We start from the raw sequence: 18,545 nt of genomic DNA, 5'->3' as shown, positions 1-18,545 counted from the left end.
CATGATCGCGCAATCCGCGCCCCCCGCGCTCCCCGCGCCCTGCCTCGCGCCGCCGCGAGGCGGCCGGTCCGGGGCATCGGTCCGGCCCTTCCCGTCCGCCCCGGCCGTGACCCGGCCGGTCCGGAACGCCGCGCCGGACGCGCGCCGCGTCGCCCCGTCTTCCACCCCCTCCCGCCGGTCCGCTGCCCGGCCTTGGAAAAACGCGATGTCCGGGAACCGGGCCCGGCCGCGACACAGGATGATCCCATGACCAGATTCGATGTTGCCCTGGCGCCCCAGCCGATCACCTCCGTCGGGGACGGCGCGATCGTTCCGATCGTGCTTTGCGGCGGCTCCGGCACGCGGCTCTGGCCGATGTCGCGGCGGGATTTCGCGAAACAGCACGCGCCGGTGCTCGGCGCGGAATCGCCGTTCCAGGAGACGCTGCGCCGGCTCGCCGCCAATCCGGTCTTCGCCGCGCCGATCGTGATCACGAGCGTCGCGGGCCGCTTCATCGCCGCCGAGCAGGCGGCCGCGGTCCGCGTCGGGATCGAGCTGGTGCTCGAGCCCGAGGGCCGCGACACGCTGGCCGCCGCCACGCTCGGCGCGCTGGTGCTCGCCGCGCGCGGCGGGGAGGAGACGCTCGGCCTGCTCCTGCCCTCCGACCACCTCATTCCCGATCCCGACGCCTTCGCCGCCGCCGCCGCCGCGGCCGCGGCCGCCGCCTCGGGCGGCGATCTCGTCACCTTCGGCCTGATGCCGCGCGGCCCGGCCACCGGCTACGGCTACATCCGGCCGGGCGCCACGGCGGAGAAGGGCGGCTTCCACATCGGCGCCTTCGTCGAGAAGCCCGACGCCGCGCGGGCCGAGACGCTCGTGGCGGAGGGCTACCTCTGGAACGCCGGCATGTTCTGCTTCAAGGCCGGCGCCGCGCTGCGCGAGATCGAGGCGCACGCGCCCGGGACGCTGCGCGCGGTGCGCGCGGCGCTCGACGAGGGCGGGATGGACCTCGGCTCGCTGCGCCTCGGCGACAGCTACGCGGCGATCCCCAAGACCTCCTTCGACATCGGCGTGATGGAGAAGACCCGGCGCGGCGTCGTGATGCCCGCCGATTTCACCTGGTCCGACGTCGGCGACTGGCGCGAGATCTGGACGGTCTCGCCGCGCGACGAGGCGGGCGTCGTGACCGTGGGCGACGTGGTCGCGCGCGACAGCCGCGACAGCTACCTGCGCAGTTCGGGCCGGCTGGTCTGCGCCGTCGGGGTCGAGAACCTGGCGGTGATCGAGACGCCCGACGCCGTGCTGGTCTGCCCGATGGACCGCGCGCAGGAGGTGAAGGCGCTGGTCGCCACGCTGGAGCGCGACGGCCGGAGCGAGGCGACCGCCTCTGCGCGGTCCTACCGGCCCTGGGGCTGGTACCAGACGATGGACATCGGCCCGCGCTTCCGCGTGAAGCGGATCGTGGTCAATCCGGGCGCGAAACTGTCGCTGCAGCGGCATCACCATCGCGCCGAGCACTGGGTCGTCGTGCATGGCACCGCCGAGGTGACGCGCGACGCGGAGGTGATGCTGGTGCACGAGAACCAGTCGGTCTACCTGCCGCTCGGCTCGGTCCACCGGCTGGCCAATCCCGGCAAGATCCCCTGCGAACTCATCGAGGTGCAGACCGGATCCTATCTCGAGGAAGACGACATCATCCGCATCGAGGATGATTTCGGCCGGGGCTGAACCCCCGGGGCCGAGCGCGCGGCCCCTCCCCTTTCCCGAAGCCCGGTCCCGGCCGGCGGTGGCGGTGCCATCGCCGGCCGGTCCCGTTCCGGGGAAAGCTCTCCCCGCCGATCTCGCCCGGCGGGAGCGCGCGGGAGGGCGCGGTACGCCGCGCCGGGGCCTCGCGGGGACAGGTCCCCGAAAACGGAAAAGCCGCCCGTGTCGGATGACACGGGCGGTAAAGTTGAGCGTCGTGCCCGCGGCTTATTCCGCCGGCGCGACAGCTCCGCCGAAATCCTCCCGTGCGACGGCTTCGCCGGCGCGGTTGCGACGTTCGACCATGGCGCGGCGCATCGGCTTCAGGACGAAGAGCGCGATGAGCACGACCGCCACGTTGGTCAGCGCCGCGGTGACGAAGACGCCGTGCCAGCTGCCGGTCGCGTCCTTGATGACGTTCGCGAAGGGCACCAGGAAGGCCGACACACCCTTGGCGGTGTAGAGCAGGCTGGCGTTGGTCGTCGCATATTTCTGACCGAAGGTGTCGGTGCAGGTCGACGGGAACAGGCTGAAGATCTCGCCCCAGGTGAAGAAGATCAGCGCGGCGCAGATCACGAAGCCCCAGGGGTTCGCGCCGAGCCCGGCGAGCAGCCAGTAGGCGGCGGCGCCGAGGCCGAAGGCGACGGCCATCGTGTTCTCGCGGCCGATCTTGTCGGACACCCAGCCGAAGAGCGGACGGGCGGCGCCGTTGGCGAGGCCGTCGACGATCAGCGCGACGGTGAGCGTGGTCGCGCCGAACAGCAGCACCGTGTCGGAGACGCCGTAGCTCTTGGCGATCAGCGCGAGCTGCGCGGTGGCCATCAGGCCGCTGGCCGACACCGCGACGAACATCGCGAAGAGGAGCCAGAAGACCGGGGTGCGCAGGACCTCGCGCGGCGGGATGCTCTCGGAAAGCTGCGGCAGCTTCGAGGCGATCGGCGCGGGCGCCTCGCCGGCGGCGGGGAACCGGGCGAAGCCGGCGAGGGCGAAGATGATCGCGCCCTGGACGAGGCCGAACCAGAAGAAGGTGTCGGCGTAGCCATGCGAGGCGATCATCATGCGGATCGGAATGACCGTGAGCACGGAGCCCGCGCCGAAACCGGCCGCGGTGATGCCGACCGCGAGGCCGCGGCGATCCGGGAACCACTTCACCGCCATGCCGACGCAGACCGCGTAGATGGCGCCGCCGCCGATGCCCGAGAGCGCCGCGCCGAGATAGAGCATGCCGAGCGAGCCGGCCATCGAGTTCACGATCCAGCCGATGCCGACCATGAGGCCGCCGAGCGCGATCATGACCTTCGGGCCGCGCTCGAAACCGAGCGAGTCGGCGACCCAGCCGTGGAACGGGGTGGCCCAGGTCTCGAGCGCCACGAAGATGCTGAAGGCGACCTGGATGCCGGCGATGGACCAGCCGGTCGTTTCCGACATCGGCTTGACGAACAGAGTCCATCCGTACTGAAGGTTTGCGATGAGAACCATGCAGATGACTCCGATCGTCAGCTGCATCCATCGATTCGTAGGCGCGACGGCGCCTTTGGGCGACACAGTGGTCGTCATAAGTGCTTCCTCCCAAGCTGCCAGTTTTCGGCGTTTTCTTTTGGTACAAAGTATTTGGCATACCAGAGGCAAGGCAACAGTTTTTTGCCGGGTGCCGATCAACTCCGCCGCGAGGAGGTTTTCGGGAGGCTTCGGGCCGGCTTTCGGAGGCGAATTCCTGGCGCGCAAAATGACGTTTATTCAGCCATTTATCAGGCGATCCTTATTTCCGCTCTCATCGACTCGGCGGGAGCGGGAAGGCCGGTTCGGCGGCCCGCCGGAGGCGAAAATCGCGGCTCGCGGGGCGCTCGCAGCGGCCTTCGGAGGGATCCGGAACCGCTCCGGCGGGGGCTTTCGGAGGGGTGTCAAGGGAACGGATGGACGCGCGGTGATTCGCCGCACCGCGCCCCTTCCCCAGGCTCGCCGCCCAGGATCGGGGTGCCCGCCGCTGACCCTCGGGAAGGAGGGCGACGGTGGCGAGCGTGATCCGGCGCCCGCGCGGCACCCGGGGGCGAGGAGGAAATGCCGCGCCCGAGGCCGTCGCTCTCGTCGCCGTGCGCGTTCTCCCACTTGACATGCATGATCATGGTATGCCACATGCCAAGCACAACTCATGGCCTCGCCGCCGCGGCGACGAGTCGGGAGGGGGAGGATCACCATGGACACCGAGACGACGGGCCGGAGCGGAACGCTGGACTTCCAGCAGCTCGTCGCCGGCGCGGGCGATGCGATCATCGTGTCGGATCGGGACGGCGTCATCGTCTTCTGGAACGCCGCCGCGGAGCGGGTATTCGGCTTCACCGAGGCCGAGGCGCTCGGCCGGACGCTCGACCTCATCACCCCGGAACGCCACCGCGAGCGGCACTGGGAAGGCTATCGCGTCACGATGGAGACCGGCGTGACGCGCTACGGCGAGGCGCTGCTGAAGGTGCCCGCCCTGCGCAAGGACGGCGCGGACCTGTCGATCGCGTTCACCGTCTCGCTGCTGCGGGACGCGACCGGCGCGGTCAGCCAGATCGTCGCGATCGTGCGCGACGAGACGGCCCGCTGGAAGGAGGATCGCGAGTTAAGGCTGAGACTGAAGGCTCTGAAAAGCGCCCGCCCGAAAGAGGCGGCGCGGGAAACCGTCCCGGACACCGCGTGAGATCCGCGTCGGCGGCACGGCTGCCCGGGCAGAACACTGAATCATTCAAGGGAGAGGACCACCATGGGTAAACCGCTCGAAGGTATCAAGATCATCGACTTCACGCATGTGCAGGCCGGACCCGCCTGCACCCAGCTTCTGGCCTGGTACGGCGCGGACGTGATCAAGGTCGAGCGCCCCGGCTCCGGCGACGTGACCCGCAGCCAGCTGCGCCACGTGGAAGACGCCGACGCGCTCTACTTCACGATGCTGAACTCGAACAAGCGTTCGCTGACGCTCGACACCAAGACCGCGCAGGGCAAGGAAGTCCTGGAGCGTCTGATCCGCGAATCCGACGTGCTCGTCGAGAACTTCGGCCCCGGCGCGCTCGACCGCATGGGCTTCACCTGGGAGCGGATCAAGGAACTCAACCCGGGCATGATCGTCGCCTCGGTGAAGGGCTTCTCCGACGGCCACCACTACCAGGACCTCAAGGTCTACGAGAACGTGGCGCAGTGCGCCGGCGGCGCGGCCTCGACCACCGGCTTCTGGGACGGCCCGCCCACCGTGTCCGGCGCGGCGCTCGGCGACAGCAACACCGGCATGCATCTCGCGATCGGCATCCTGACCGCGCTGCACCAGCGCAACCAGACCGGCAAGGGCCAGAAGGTCGCCGTCTCGATGCAGGACAGCGTGCTGAACCTCTGCCGCGTGAAGCTGCGCGACCAGCAGCGGCTCGACGCGATCGGCTATCTCGAGGAATACCCGCAGTACCCGCACGGCGAGTTCTCCGACGTGGTGCCGCGCGGCGGCAACGCGGGTGGCGGCGGCCAGCCGGGCTGGGTGCTGAAGTGCAAGGGCTGGGAAACCGACCCGAACGCCTACATCTACTTCACGATCCAGGGCCATGCCTGGGAGCCGATCTGCCGCGCGCTCGGCAAGCCGGAATGGATCGACGATCCGGAGTACAACACCGCCCGCGCCCGTCAGGACAAGATCTTCGACATCTTCGCCACGATCGAGAACTGGCTCTCGGACAAGACGAAGTACGAGGCGGTCGACATCCTGCGGAAGTTCGACATCCCCTGCTCGCCGGTGCTGTCGATGAAGGAGATCGCCGCCGACAAGTCGCTCCGCGAAAGCGGCTCGATCGTCGAGGTGCCGCATCCGAAGCTCGGCACCTACCTCACCGTCGGCAGCCCGATCAAGTTCTCCGACATGACCGTCGAGGTTAAGCCCTCGCCGCTGCTCGGCGAACATACCGACGAGGTGCTGGCGGATCTGGGCTACACGGCGGAACAGATCGCCGAGATGCACGCCGCGCGCGCGGTCTGATCTCCTCACGGCCGGGCGGAGGCCCGCCCGCGCTGGAAGTACCGAAACTCTCGGGGCCGCGGCGAGAGCCGCGGCCCCTTGTGTCTGCTCGCGCGAAATTTGACGATGGAGCGTTGCTGCACCGTAGCATTGGCGCGATAGTGGATTTAGACTGGTATACGCCGTGCCAGTTTGCGAACCGGGGGTAGTCGGGTGAAGATGCGGACAGAAAAACAATGGCCGGTCGCCGAGCAGGCCACGCCGGAGCTGGTGCTGCGCCCCGTCGCACCCGAGCCGACATTCAAGACGCGCGTCTACGAGACGCTGCGTCACGCGATCATCAACATGGAGATCTACGGCAAGGAGGAGGAGACCTGGCTCGACGAGCGCCAGCTCTCCGAGCGCCTCGCCGTCAGCCGGACGCCGATCCGCGAAGCCATCGCGATGCTCGAGCAGCAGGGTTTCGTCAAGACGGTGCCCCGCCGCGGGATCATCGTGGTGCGCAAGTCCAAGCGCGAGGTGATCGAGATGATCCAGGCCTGGGCGGCGCTCGAATCCATGGCCGCCCGGCTGGTGATCGCCCATGCGACCGACGAGGCGATCCTGAGCCTGCGCGATCTCTTCCATTCGTTCCACGAGACCCATCGCCCGGCCGATTATCCCAGCGAATACTCGACCGCGAACATCCGCTTCCACCAGCGGATCATCGAGCTCAGCGGATCGAACGTGATCCGGGAGATGACCGAGAACATCCTCGTCCATGTGCGGGGCATCCGGCAGCTCACGATAGGGCGCGACGACCGCGCCAGCCAGTCGATCGAGGACCATCTCGCGATCATCGACGCGCTGGTCAGCCGCGACGTCGAACGCGCCGAGCGGCTCTGCCGCGACCACACGCTCGGCCTCGCGGATTACGTCGAGAAGCACGGGGAAGGAATCTTCGAGTAGTCCCCTCCCCCGCCCGGGGCGCCGGTCATCCGGCCGGCGCCCCGGGCGGACCCTGTTCCCGCCACCGGCGCCCGTTCGGGGCGCGTCGGCGCGCCGGGAAAGCACGTCCCCCCGGGACGCGCGCGGCTCCGCCGGATCGCCTTCGCGACGGCCCGAGCCCGAAAACACACTCCCGCTTGCGAGAAACGATCGCGGCGCCGCCGCCGGGGTTTGCCCTCATCGGCGCGCGGAAACGGACCGGGCGCGCGAGGCGGCTTCGCCGCGCCCGCGCGCCCGGTCCGTCCGCCTTGTTCCGGCGCATACGGGAAGGACCGCGCGGGTCCCTCCCCCGGTTCGGATCAGCCGGCCAGTTCGACCGAGCGGTTCTCGTCGAGCTTGCGGTCGATCAGCGCGATGGTCTGCTCGATCACCGGATGCGACATGCCGAGCGAGGCGGCGACGAGGCCGATGAGCTTGTCCACCCGCTCGATCTGCGTCGCGCCGGCGTAGACGGCCCGCGCGGCGGAGGACGGCTTCAGCAGGTTGCGCGCCGCCTCGGCGTATTTCTCGAACGGCACCAGATCGGCCTCGTCGGCGCCGAGCCGGGTGACGACCTGGTTCACGAAACCGTAGATCTCGCGCGAGAGCTCGACGTCGGAATGGACCGCGTCGCGGATCGGCCGCGCGCCCTCGGGCGTCACGCAGCGGTAGTTGCCGGTCGCCAGCATCGCCCATTTCGCGAAGGGCACGTAGAGCGAGTCGAAGACGCGGAGCTTCACCGGCACGTCCTTGCCGTCGACGCGGAAGGCCTCGATCCCCGCCTCCAGATCCTCGAGCATCGCGTCGAGCGTCGCATCGCCGAAGCGCGACACCTTGAAATTGGTCGGCAGCCCGACGTGGAGCACGTTCGCGGGCTCCCCCGGCGGCCGGAACGCCTGCGGATCGGGCGAGCAGAGCGTCATCAGCCTGGGCTCGAACTCCTGCCAGATCCGGGGATTGGCGAAGGCCTCGCCGAGGCTCGCCTCGCGCAGCGCCGGGACGCGGCGCAGATAGGTGAGCGGCGGCATGTTCATGATCGACATGCAGGGCGCGCCCGAGGCGGCGATCCGGGACATGAGCCGGGCCAGGTCGGGATGCGAGTACTGCGGCTCCTGCATCGCGAGGCAGACGAGGTCATATTCCGCCGGCTGCGCCCCGTCGGGCGTCGCCGCGTCGGTGCGCCCCGGCAGGTCGCGCGAGAAGAAGCTCCGGTGCTCCGCCTCGTCGCGGAGCCGGATCCGCACCTCGGTTCCCTCGGCGTTGATGAGCCGCGCGGTCTCCGCCCGGCAGACGAGGGTCACGTCGTGACCGGCGGCTGCTAGCTTCGTCCCGAGCAGGGCCCCGTACGAGGCACCGAGGATTAGAACTCTGTAGGGCATCTTCTGGTCATCTCCCTGGGCTGGCCAATGTCACGCTCTGTTGTTCGCGGTCCCCGCGTCGGCCGGTAGGCGCGACGCCGGGCTCAAGCGGGACGCATCCGTCCCGCGCCGGCATGATTCGGTGTGCTTGAACGTCGGGAGGCGCCGTGGAAATGGCCCCTCCGCGCCCTTTCGGCCGGGGCGCCACACTATTGGTATATCGTATACCACGGATTTGTGTGTCAACGTTTTTGTTGTCCGGAGGCTCCGCGATTGCGCATTGACGCATCAAGCTTCTGGTGTATGGTATGCCAGGAAATCAGTCACGGGCGCCGGTCGCGGATTCGATCCGGCGCGGTGGCGATCAGGAGAGGCGGGCCGGACGGACCGCCTCCGTCCTGCTCTCCCCGCGCCGCCGCGCGCCCGGAAAAAAGACTGAAGCCACACAACGGAAAGAAACTGGGAGAGAAAAATGGACCTGGCCGCCATAGCGCAGGACGAAACCACGGAAGGGGCCGACGCCGCCCCGATGCTGACCGATGGTTTCCATCTCGTCATCGACGCGCTGAAGCTGAACGGCATCAACACGATCTACGGCGTGCCCGGCATCCCGATCACGGATCTCGGCCGCATGGCGCAGGCCGAGGGGATGCGGGTCCTGTCGTTCCGCCACGAGCAGCACGCGGGCAACGCCGCGGCGATCGCCGGCTACCTGACCAAGAAGCCGGGCATCTGCCTCACGGTCTCGGCGCCGGGCTTCCTGAACGGCCTGACCGCGCTCGCCAACGCGACGACGAACTGCTTCCCGATGATCCTGATCTCCGGCTCCTCCGAGCGCGAGATCGTCGACCTGCAGCAGGGCGACTACGAGGAGATGGACCAGCTCGCGATCGCGAAGCCGCTCTGCAAGGCCGCGTTCCGCGTGCTGCACGCGGAGGACATCGGCATCGGCGTCGCGCGCGCGATCCGCGCGGCGGTCTCCGGCCGCCCGGGCGGCGTCTATCTCGACCTGCCGGCGAAGCTCTTCGGCCAGGTGCTGGAGGCCGAGGCGGGCGAGAAGTCGCTCGTCAAGGTGATCGACCCGGCCCCGGCCCAGATCCCCGCCCCCGACGCCGTGACCCGCGCGCTCGACCTGCTGAAAGGCGCCAAGCGTCCGCTGATCGTGCTCGGCAAGGGCGCCGCCTACGCCCAGGCCGACGCCGACATCCGCGCGCTGGTCGAGACCTCCGGCATCCCCTACCTGCCGATGAGCATGGCCAAGGGCCTGCTGCCCGACGACCACCCGCTCTCCGCCGGCGCCGCGCGTTCGCTGGTGCTGAAGGAAGCGGATGTCGTGCTGCTGATGGGCGCGCGGCTCAACTGGCTGCTCTCGCACGGCAAGGGCAAGACCTGGGGCGCGCCTGGCTCGAAGAAGTTCATCCAGGTCGACATCGAGCCGCGCGAGATGGACAGCAACGTCGAGATCGCCGCGCCGCTCGTCGGCGACATCGGCTCGGTCACGAAGGCGCTGCTCGACGGGATCGGAAGCGACTGGACGCCGCCGCCGGCCGAATGGACCTCGGCGATCCGCGAGAAGGTGGATGCGAACATCGCGAAGATGGCGCCGAAGCTCGTCGGCAACTCGGTCCCGATGAACTTCCACACCGCGCTCGGCGCGCTCAAGGCGATCATCAAGGCCCGGCCCGATGCGATGCTGGTGAACGAGGGCGCGAACACGCTCGATTTCGCCCGCTCGATCATCGACATGTACGAGCCGCGCAAGCGTCTCGACGTCGGCACCTGGGGCATCATGGGGATCGGCATGGGCGCGGCGGTGGCCGCGGCGGTGGAGACCGGCAAGCCGGTGCTGGCCGTCGAGGGTGACAGCGCCTTCGGCTTCTCCGGCATGGAGGTGGAGACGATCTGCCGCTACAACCTGCCGGTCTGCGTCGTCGTCTTCAACAACAACGGCATCTACCGCGGCACGGACGTGAACCCGACCGGCGGCGCGGACGTGGCCCCGACCGTCTTCGTCAAGGACTCGCGCTACGACAAGATGATGGAGGCCTTCGGCGGCGTCGGCGTCTACGCGACCAATCCCGACGAACTGACCCGCGCCGTGAACGAGGCGATGGACTCGGGCCGGCCGACGCTCATCAACGCGGTGATCGACGAGCGGGCCGGGACCGAGAGCGGCCGGATCGGCAATCTCAACCCGCAGAGCGTCGTGAAGAAGAAGGGCTGATCCCCGCTTGGGGTGGTTCGGAATCAAGAAAAAGGGAGGAAGGCGCAATGAAGGCACTCGAGGGGGTCAAGGTTCTCGACTTCACGCATGTGCAATCGGGACCGACGTGCACGCAGCTTCTGGCGTGGTTCGGTGCCGATGTGATCAAGGTCGAGCGGCCGGGCGTGGGTGATGCCACGCGCGCCCAGCTGATCGACGTGCCTGGCGCCGACAGCCTCTATTTCACGATGCTGAACCACAACAAGCGGTCGATCGAGCTCAACTCGAAGAACCCGACCGGCAAGGAAGTCCTCACCCGGCTCATCGAGACCTGCGATGTGCTGGTGGAGAACTTCGCACCGGGCGCGATGGACCGGATGGGCCTCTCCTGGGAACGGATCCAGGAGATCAACCCGCGCATCATCCTCGCCTCGGTCAAGGGCTTCGGCCCCGGCAAGTACGAGGATTGCAAGGTCTACGAGAACATCGCGCAATGCGCGGGCGGCGCGGCCTCGACCACCGGCTTCCGTGACGGGCTCCCGCTCGTCACGGGCGCCCAGATCGGCGACTCGGGCACGGGGCTCCACCTCGCGCTCGGCATCGTCACCGCGCTCTTCCAGCGCGAGAAGACCGGGCGCGGGCAGAAGGTCCTCGCCTCGATGCAGGACGGCGTGCTGAACCTCTGCCGCGTGAAGCTGCGCGACCAGCAGCGCCTCGCCGCCGGTCCGCTCAAGGAATATTCGCAGTACGGCGAGGGCATCCCCTTCGACGAGGCGACGCCGCGGGCGGGCAACGACTCGGGCGGCGGCCAGCCGGGCCGGATCCTGAAGTGCAAGGGCTGGGAGACCGACCCGAACGCCTATATCTACTTCATCACCCAGGCCGCGGCCTGGGAGGGCGTCTGCGACGTGATCGGCAAGCCGGAATGGAAGACCGATCCGGCCTATGCGACCCCGGCGGCCCGCCTGCCGAAGCTGAACGAGATCTTCGACACGATCGAGGCCTGGACCATGACCCGGTCCAAGTTCGAGGTGATGGATCTCTGCAATCCGCGCGACATCCCCGTCGGCCCGATCCTCTCGATGAAGGAACTGGCCGAGGACGAGGGGCTGCGCGAGACCGGCACGATCGTCGAGGTCGATCACCCGGTGCGCGGCAAGTATCTCAGCGTCGGCTGCCCGATCAAGCTCTCCGACAGCCCGGTCGAGGTCACGCGCTCGCCGCTCCTTGGCGAGCATACCGACGAGATCCTGGCGAGCGTGCTCGGCTACGAGACCGAGGATCTGCGGCGGATCTACGCGTCGGGCGCGGTCGGCGACCCGACCCGGATCGCCGCGGAATAGCCCGATCGCCGCCGGCCGGCCCGCCCGGCGCGGGCCGATCTCCCGCGCCCCGGGAGCCGGCCGGCGGCGCGGCGGGTCCCGTCATGTCGGAAACGTGCGCGACATTCGATGCCTGGAATCCGGGTCTCCGCTCCGAGATCCCGCCGCGGCTGCTGCCGAAGGCGACGCTGTTCCGGCCCGAGAATTCCCACACCGGATACGAGGACGCGCGGGCCGCGGCCGATTTCTGCGGCCGCAAGCCCCAGGAGATGGCCGAACTGCGCCTCGCCCGCCTGGTGGTCCATGAACTGCTGATCCGCGTCACCGCGGATCTCCACGTGCCCGACGGCCCCCGCTACGGCGATCTGGGGCTGAAGATGCGCGGCATGGCCGCCCGGATCCTCGAGAAGCACATCGCCCCCGAGATGCCCGGGCTCGAGACCCGGTTCGCCGCCTTCCGCGACGACGTCGCCGCCCGGCTCGCCCGGATCCTCGAGGCGGACCTCCGCCGGCCGCCCGCCCCCGCCGCCCGGCGCGCCGGCTTCCTCTCCCGCTTCCGCGCGCCCGAGCCGCCGCCCGCCCCGGCCGAGCCGCCCGAATTCGCGGCGCTCGCGCGCTGGGCCGGGCGCGCGGCCTCCGAGGCCGACGAGACCGAGCGCGCCTGCCTGGAGGCGCTCGGCGTCGTCGTCGGCGGGGTGATCGCGCGGCGGGGCCGGCTGATCGCGGACCGCGAGACGATCATCCGGCTCGCCCGCGGCTGGGTCTGCAACGGGCTCGGCAGCGTCGTGGTCGGGCGGATGATCACCCCCCTGCTCGCGGAGGCGGCCGAGGCGCTCGGCTACCGCTTCCTGCCGACGCAGGAGCATCCCTGCGTCATGAACGTGAAGGGCGCCTCCGCCGCCGGCAAGAGCTCGATCCGGCCGCTGCAGCGCAAGCTCGCCGCCCGGCTCGGCATCGGCTGGGATGAATTCGCGCTGGTGAGCCCCGACTACTGGCGGAAGTTCCTGCTCGATTACGACGGGCTCGGCGAGGATTTCAAATACGCGGGCATGCTGACGGGGATGGAGCTCGAGATCATCGACCGCAAGCTCGACCGCCATATCGAGGAAAAGGCCGAGGCCGGGCGGATGCCGCATCTGCTGATCGACCGCTTCCGCTTCGACAGCTTCCAGTCGGGCACCGAGGCGCAGCAGGACCGCAGCACGCTGCTGAGCCGCTTCGGCCATACCGTCTATCTCTTCTTCATGATCACGCCGCCGGTCGAGACGGTGGAGCGCGCCTGGATCCGCGGCCTGGCGACCGGGCGCTACAAGGCGGTCGAGGATCTGCTCTACCACAACATCGAGGCCTATACCGGCATGCCCCAGCTCTTCCTCTCCTGGGTCAACCGGACCGGGCAGACGATCCATTTCGAGTTCCTCGACAATGGCGTGCCGCTCGGCCAGCGGCCGCGCACCGTCGCCTTCGGCTGGAACGGCCGCGTCACGATCCTCGATCCTGAATGCCTGTGCCGGATGCGCAGCTACCAGGGCGTCAACATCCATGCCCGGCGCCCCGAGGAGGCGATGGTCGAGACCGGGGGGCGCGACCTGCTCGCCGAATGCGTGGCCAAGGTCCCGGTCGTCGAGATCGTCGATCCGCGCAGCTGCGCCGTGCTGTCGCGCACCGAGAACGGCGTGCGCGTCTATCAGCGCCCGGCCGCGGAAAGCGCCGCCCTGCCCGCGCTGGCCGGCGCGGCGGAACCGGACCCCGGCGCGGAGCCGGGGCCGCCGCCGATCGACGGCGATCACGAACGCCGCTTCACCATCGGGGACTGGGCGCATCCGTGACCCCGCGCGCCGGGCGCGGCGCCCTTCCCCCGCGATTTCCAAGTCAGACGCCTCAGGAGAACTCACATGCGAGCGGCGGAGATGAAGACCGTTGAAATGGCCGGCAAGGGCGGCCCCGACGTGCTGCGCGTCGGCAGCCGGCCGGTGCCCGCGCCGGGCGAGGGCGAGGTGCTGATCCGGGTCACCGCCGCCGGGGTCAACGGCCCCGACCTCTGGCAGCGCCGCGGCCTCTATCCGCCGCCGCGCGGCGCCTCCGACCTGCTCGGGCTCGAGGTCTCCGGCGAGATCGTGGCGCTCGGCCCGGACGTCTCGGGCTGGTCCGAGGGCGATCTCGTCTGCGCGCTGACCAATGGCGGCGGCTACGCCGAATTCGTCGCGGTCCCCGCCCGGCACTGCGCGCCGATCCCGGGCCCGGTCTCGGTCGTGGACGCGGCCGGGCTCTGCGAGACCTATTTCACGGTCTGGAGCAACCTCTTCCACGGCTGGCCGGTCACGCCGGGCGAGCTGCTGCTGGTCCATGGCGGCGCGGGCGGCATCGGCTCGACGGCGATCCAGCTCGCCCGCGGCCTCGGCCTGCGCGTCTTCGCGACCTGCGCGGACGCGGCCGACCGCGCCTATGTCGAGAGCCTCGGCGCCGAGCGGGTAATCACGATCGAGGACGAGGATTTCGTCGAGGTCACCCGCGCCGCCGGCGGCGCCAACCTGATCCTCGACATCATCGGCGGCGACTACGTGGCGCGCAACATCAAGGCCGCGGCCTCGGACGCGCGAATCGTCCAGCTCGCCTTCGCCGCCGGCTCGCGGGTCGAGATAGACCTGATGCCGGTGATGCTGAAGCGCATCATCTACACCGGCTCGACGCTCCGGTCGCGCTCGGACGACTACAAGGGCATGGTGAGCACGGCGCTGCGCGAGAAGATCTGGCCGCTCTTCGACGCGGGCCGCCTCGCGCCGCAGACCTGGCGCGTCTTCCCCTATGCCGAGGCGGCGGAGGCCCATGCGATGATGGAACGCTCCGCCCACCGCGGCAAGATCCTGCTCTCCTTCGCCTGACCCGCGAACCGGCGCCGACGGAACGAGGCACGGCGGGACACTCCCGCCGGGCCTTCGTCCGTCCGGGGACGGACAGGGAAAGCCGAGGCCGCGGGACGCTGGAGAGCGTGCATACCATGAAATCGGGGGGAGGATGGTGCTGCGAGAGAGGATTGAAGACGGCCGGATGGGGCTGTTACTGGTTGATTTATAACGATTTCGCACCCACGAGGCAAGCCGTTGTGGTCCACCTTGGGGGCCTCGAATAATCTGGGGAAAAATCTGAGGCCCTGAGATTAATATAGCAGCACGCGCGTACCCCCCGTGCCCCCCGTCAGTCAGGGGGCTTTTGAAGGTAGTGGTAGATCAACAGCAGGTTCAGAACAATTGCGCTGGCGTTGGCTGCCACCTCGACACAGGTGACCAAGCCCCCAGGAGGGAGAGGCATTGTATTTTGTCCTATAACACAACGCTGACGCGAATCGCGTCCCCCATGGATGGACATAGGAACACCCACGCCCGCTTTCAAGCCTGCCATCAAACGATCGTTTAGTGACACCTCCATATGTCATCTTCAGATATGACGTCAACACCAGCTTGACATGGTTGTTGCCACATGATTGATGGCCTGGACAACTGACACCCCGGAGCCTGCCATGATCACCGCCGTTTACGCCCGCGTCTCCACCGCAGACCAGACCACCGAGAACCAGCTCCGGGAGATCGAGGCCAAGGGCATCGTCCCCAACATGACCTTCACAGAGACCGTCAGCGGCTCCGTAGCGGCCATGGAACGGCCAGCCTTCCGGGATACCCTGGCGGCGCTGAAGGCCGTGAGCGGCCCGCGTAGGCTCGTGGTGACGAAGCTTGATCGCCTCGGGAGGAACACCTCCGACATCCTCGGGACCCTCGACATCCTCGGGAAGATGGGATGCGGCGTGGTGGTCCTTCAGCTTGGGGACCTCGACCTGACAAGCACGGCGGGCAAGCTCATGGTGACGATGCTGGCCGCAGTCGCCACGATGGAGCGTGACCTTCTGATAGAGCGGACCCACGCGGGACTTGCCCGGGCTCGTTCGGAGGGGAAGAAGGGTGGACGCCCCGAAGCCCTGAGCGAGGACCGGAAGGAGCTTGCTAGGGGGATGCTGGCGAGCGGCCTGAGTGTGAAGGCGGTTGCCGGGGAGCTTGGGGTGGCGAGGGCCACGGTGGCGAAGCTGAAGGCTGTGTCTTGATGATCACAGTGTTGCATATTGGCAACATGTGTGTTTGTTGATCTGTGGCGTTTGGGGGAGGGTGGCCCCCCTCCAGAAAACCCCCAGCGCCCGTGAAGACACCTTCGGGACATTCTTGACGCTGCCGCCACCATGCCTCAGGCTCGACTTCCCACAGTGAGCAGCATGGTGGCGGACTTACGCCCCGCTCCAAGGCCGACGTAGCTCTTACCCCCGCTGGCCCATGTTAACCATACCGCGCTCTCGCTGACAGCATGTTAAACTCTCACGGGCATCTCGAACATCCTCGGCCAGGGCGGCGCCTCGGTCCACATGTTCGAGGGCCACAACATCCGCGTCGTGGAGATCGACGGGGAGCCGTGGTTCGTGGGTGTTGACGTGTGCCGCGCGCTGGGCCTGGACATTTCGCACGGGGCGTCCATCCACCTGAAAAGGCTCAATAAAAACGACACACGCATCCTCTCCCTAAATTCAAACCATGGAGAGAGGGACCTCACCCTGTTCCCCGTGGCGCCGGGCGGCGGGCGCTCGAAGGTAGCCGTCAACGAGAGCGGCCTCTACGACCTAGTGCTCTCGTCGCGTAAGGCGGAGGCGCGGGTGTTCAAGCAATGGGTGACGGGCACCGTCCTCCCGGCCATCCGCAAGGACGGCGGATACGTCCTCGGGGAGGAGAAGGTCCTGACCGGCGAGGCCACGATCGAGGAGCTGGCGCGAAGCGCATTCCCCTGCGGGGGAGGCCAAGATCGCGGAGATGCGCGCCGCCAAGGTGACGCGCCTGGAGGAGGAGCTGGCCGCCCTCCGGGGCATTCTCCAGGCTGACCAACAGGTGAACTGTGGGACATGATCATGCACGAAATGCATGCTGACCTCCGGGAGCACCTCCGCACCACCTCGGGGGAGACCTCAGGGGGTGTATTGGGAATACACATACCCCTCTCCATCTACCCCTCGCCTAGTGAGGAGTGGACCGTGCAAAGGAAGCAGGTTCCTCCACTCGCGCCCCCTCCCGGTTTACCCCGGATAACTTCCGGTTCTACATCTTGTGCCTCACCCCAAGGCCAACCACAAGTACCCCTCAACGCGCCCCGTACAGGCCCGTCTTCCCTCTCCGCCGTCCCACCCCTCGACACCCCCGAGATGCCCGTGTGTGGCCGCCTCCGCGCCCCAAGAAACTTCGCCACCTGCTCACAATATCCCTTGACATACCCGCAAGAGCCCCGCACGGACTGATTCGCAAGCCCTTGATGGTCAGGATGAAGTTGTTCCGATAAGTATCTGTAGTTGAAGAATTATTCGATCTAGCGGGGGAATTACCCCTCACCTTCGACCCCCCCCGGTTCCACCTTATCAATTAACCCTAGGGTAGGCGCTAGGGTGTGACCCTCGTTGATCATCTCCAAGGAAGACCTACCCGAGGGTGGAACCTGAAGGGGAACTTTCACGAGTGCCTCCGGAGGAGGGGGGTGTGAAGGCGCTCCTTCACCATGCACTGATCGGGGGATGACTTCCTCGGAGGAGACCGAGGAGACCGAGCACCCCAAGACACCTGTCCCCACCTGAAGGACATCTTCCCGTGTCCTCTCCCTCCGAGAGGGTAGCGGAAGGCGCCCTTCATTCCCTGACAGCATCAGCACCGACAGCATAAGGACCAGAATGTCCGCCTACGAACCAAGGCCCGGGAGGTGGGCGGCCCGCGCCTACATCGCCAACACCGACATCTACGTCGGGACCTACGACAGCCGGGAGGAAGCCATGGAGGCCGAGGCCGACTGGAGGGCCGCCCATGAGCAGGAGACCCGCGCCCGCATTCATCATGAGCGGTATGGACCGAAGGACGAGGTTGACCACAGCCGGGCAATCGCTGCCCTCCATCTCCTAGAGGCACCCGAGGGAGACGTGTCCGCCACACCGGAGGTGCCCCCGAGGGGGAACCTTAGCGCGCCCCGTAGGGTCCGCGTCCTCCGCGTCCCACGCCCAGCGTGAATGCCAAGCGGGAGATCACCCCTCACCTTCGACCTCCCCCAAGCAATGCGAGGAATGCCCGGGGAGGTCGCCCCTGCCTCCAACTTCGCCATCAACAACAGCCCCGTCGCGCCGATTGCATGCCCCCGAACGGGCACCGGACGCGCCCCTGAAGGGATACCCCATCGTCATGACTGACCAACTCGTTCCCACCGCCGCCTCCCTGATCAAGGCCGGAGCCGTCTTCCGCCATGGAGCCGCGAGCTTCACGACCAGCCTCGCCATCGCGAAGCACTTCGGGAAGCGCCACGCCAACGTGCTCCGTGCCATCGACGACATCTTGGAGACCGACCCGACACTCGAACTCAATTTTGAGTTGGAGTTAACGCCTGTCTCCATCGGCAACGGAGGCATCCGTCACGTTCGCACCTTCCGCCTGAACCGCCGGGCCGTCGCCCTCCTCGTCTTCGGCTTCAAGGGCAAGAAGGCCCTCGCGTGGAAGAATACCTTCCTCGACGCCTTCGACATCATGGCCGAGAACCTGAACCGAGTTCAGTGGGACGAGGTGTCCAAGTTCAAGGCGACGCCCGCAAACGAGATGACCCCGTGGCAGCGGAAGCTTGCGAAGGAGAAGGCCGCTCAGGCCAAAACCCGGCGCCTCGTCCAGCAGAGCCACCGCCCGAACTGACCGTGAAGGGTGGGATGGACCATCCCATCCTGAAGTCCGAAATTCCTATCACGGAAATTCTGATCTTAGAGAGCTTCCCCAAGCCGAACGCCTGACCTGAGCGAGCCCCTAGCGGGCTCCTCGTCCTCCTCCCCTGCAAAGCAGGAATGCGGCTACCGCCGCTGAACCCTCCTACCGCGTTGCCTATCGGCTCGCAGAAAGCGCCCCCGTGGCCTACAACTTCAACTCCGCCAAGCTCCACCTTCAGACCCTCATGCA

13 protein-coding genes are annotated in these 18,545 nt (G+C 67.9%); 11 read left to right on the top strand and 2 right to left on the bottom strand.

The features are described 5' to 3' along the window. Positions 1–246: 246 nt before the first annotated feature. Positions 247–1,707, top strand: coding sequence for a mannose-1-phosphate guanylyltransferase/mannose-6-phosphate isomerase (locus FJM51_RS16000; RefSeq protein WP_140455148.1), 1,461 nt, complete (start codon positions 247–249; stop codon positions 1,705–1,707). A 243-nt stretch (positions 1,708–1,950) separates the two neighbouring features. Here the strand turns inward: FJM51_RS16000 and oxlT are convergent, their stop codons facing one another. Then, complete coding sequence (oxlT, locus tag FJM51_RS15995) at positions 1,951–3,228, bottom strand: oxalate/formate MFS antiporter (RefSeq protein WP_267901434.1); 1,278 nt, start codon at positions 3,226–3,228, stop codon at positions 1,951–1,953. Between the two features lie 688 nt (positions 3,229–3,916). Here oxlT and FJM51_RS15990 point away from each other — a divergent pair. The 3 genes from FJM51_RS15990 (at position 3,917) to FJM51_RS15980 (ending at position 6,643) form a co-directional block, all read left to right on the top strand. After that, on the top strand, positions 3,917–4,402 hold the full coding sequence (locus tag FJM51_RS15990; RefSeq protein WP_140455146.1) for a PAS domain-containing protein: 486 nt from the start codon (positions 3,917–3,919) through the stop codon (positions 4,400–4,402). Positions 4,403–4,465: 63 nt separating this feature from the next. After that, positions 4,466–5,716 carry a formyl-CoA transferase gene (gene frc, locus FJM51_RS15985; RefSeq protein ID WP_140455145.1) on the top strand — a complete coding sequence of 417 codons (1,251 nt, stop codon included), beginning with the start codon at positions 4,466–4,468 and terminating at the stop codon, positions 5,714–5,716. A gap of 198 nt (positions 5,717–5,914) precedes the next feature. Further along, complete coding sequence (locus tag FJM51_RS15980; RefSeq protein WP_140455144.1) at positions 5,915–6,643, top strand: GntR family transcriptional regulator; 729 nt, start codon at positions 5,915–5,917, stop codon at positions 6,641–6,643. A gap of 338 nt (positions 6,644–6,981) precedes the next feature. Here FJM51_RS15980 and FJM51_RS15975 read toward each other — a convergent pair whose 3' ends face one another. Then, complete coding sequence (locus FJM51_RS15975) at positions 6,982–8,040, bottom strand: ketopantoate reductase family protein (protein WP_140455143.1); 1,059 nt, start codon at positions 8,038–8,040, stop codon at positions 6,982–6,984. A 451-nt stretch (positions 8,041–8,491) separates the two neighbouring features. Between FJM51_RS15975 and oxc the strand changes: the two genes are divergently transcribed. From oxc to FJM51_RS15940, 7 genes are all read left to right on the top strand, one after another. Continuing rightward, entirely contained in the window at positions 8,492–10,243 is a 1,752-nt protein-coding gene (gene oxc, locus FJM51_RS15970; protein ID WP_140455142.1) for an oxalyl-CoA decarboxylase, read from the top strand. A 47-nt stretch (positions 10,244–10,290) separates the two neighbouring features. Then, complete coding sequence (gene frc, locus FJM51_RS15965) at positions 10,291–11,565, top strand: formyl-CoA transferase (RefSeq protein ID WP_140455141.1); 1,275 nt, start codon at positions 10,291–10,293, stop codon at positions 11,563–11,565. An 83-nt stretch (positions 11,566–11,648) separates the two neighbouring features. Next, on the top strand, positions 11,649–13,373 hold the full coding sequence (locus FJM51_RS15960) for a DEAD/DEAH box helicase family protein (protein WP_140455140.1): 1,725 nt from the start codon (positions 11,649–11,651) through the stop codon (positions 13,371–13,373). Positions 13,374–13,439: 66 nt separating this feature from the next. Beyond that, entirely contained in the window at positions 13,440–14,426 is a 987-nt protein-coding gene (locus FJM51_RS15955; protein ID WP_233713153.1) for an NAD(P)H-quinone oxidoreductase, read from the top strand. Between the two features lie 635 nt (positions 14,427–15,061). Continuing rightward, the gene (locus tag FJM51_RS15950; RefSeq protein ID WP_140455139.1) at positions 15,062–15,637 is read left to right on the top strand and encodes a recombinase family protein; all 576 of its coding nucleotides are present in this window, start codon (positions 15,062–15,064) and stop codon (positions 15,635–15,637) included. A 312-nt stretch (positions 15,638–15,949) separates the two neighbouring features. Next, positions 15,950–16,456: a BRO-N domain-containing protein gene (locus FJM51_RS15945; RefSeq protein WP_140455138.1), complete on the top strand. Its 507-nt coding sequence runs from the start codon at positions 15,950–15,952 to the stop codon at positions 16,454–16,456. A gap of 1,333 nt (positions 16,457–17,789) precedes the next feature. Beyond that, positions 17,790–18,287 carry a Rha family transcriptional regulator gene (locus FJM51_RS15940; protein ID WP_140455137.1) on the top strand — a complete coding sequence of 166 codons (498 nt, stop codon included), beginning with the start codon at positions 17,790–17,792 and terminating at the stop codon, positions 18,285–18,287. The last annotated feature ends 258 nt before the right edge of the window (positions 18,288–18,545 follow it).

Origin of the sequence: Amaricoccus solimangrovi, from assembly GCF_006385685.1 — a bacterium.
Classification (GTDB): Bacteria; Pseudomonadota; Alphaproteobacteria; order Rhodobacterales; family Rhodobacteraceae; genus Amaricoccus; species Amaricoccus solimangrovi.
Note: the sequence above shows the minus strand (reverse complement) of the source record. Positions and strands in the feature narration are given on the sequence as shown.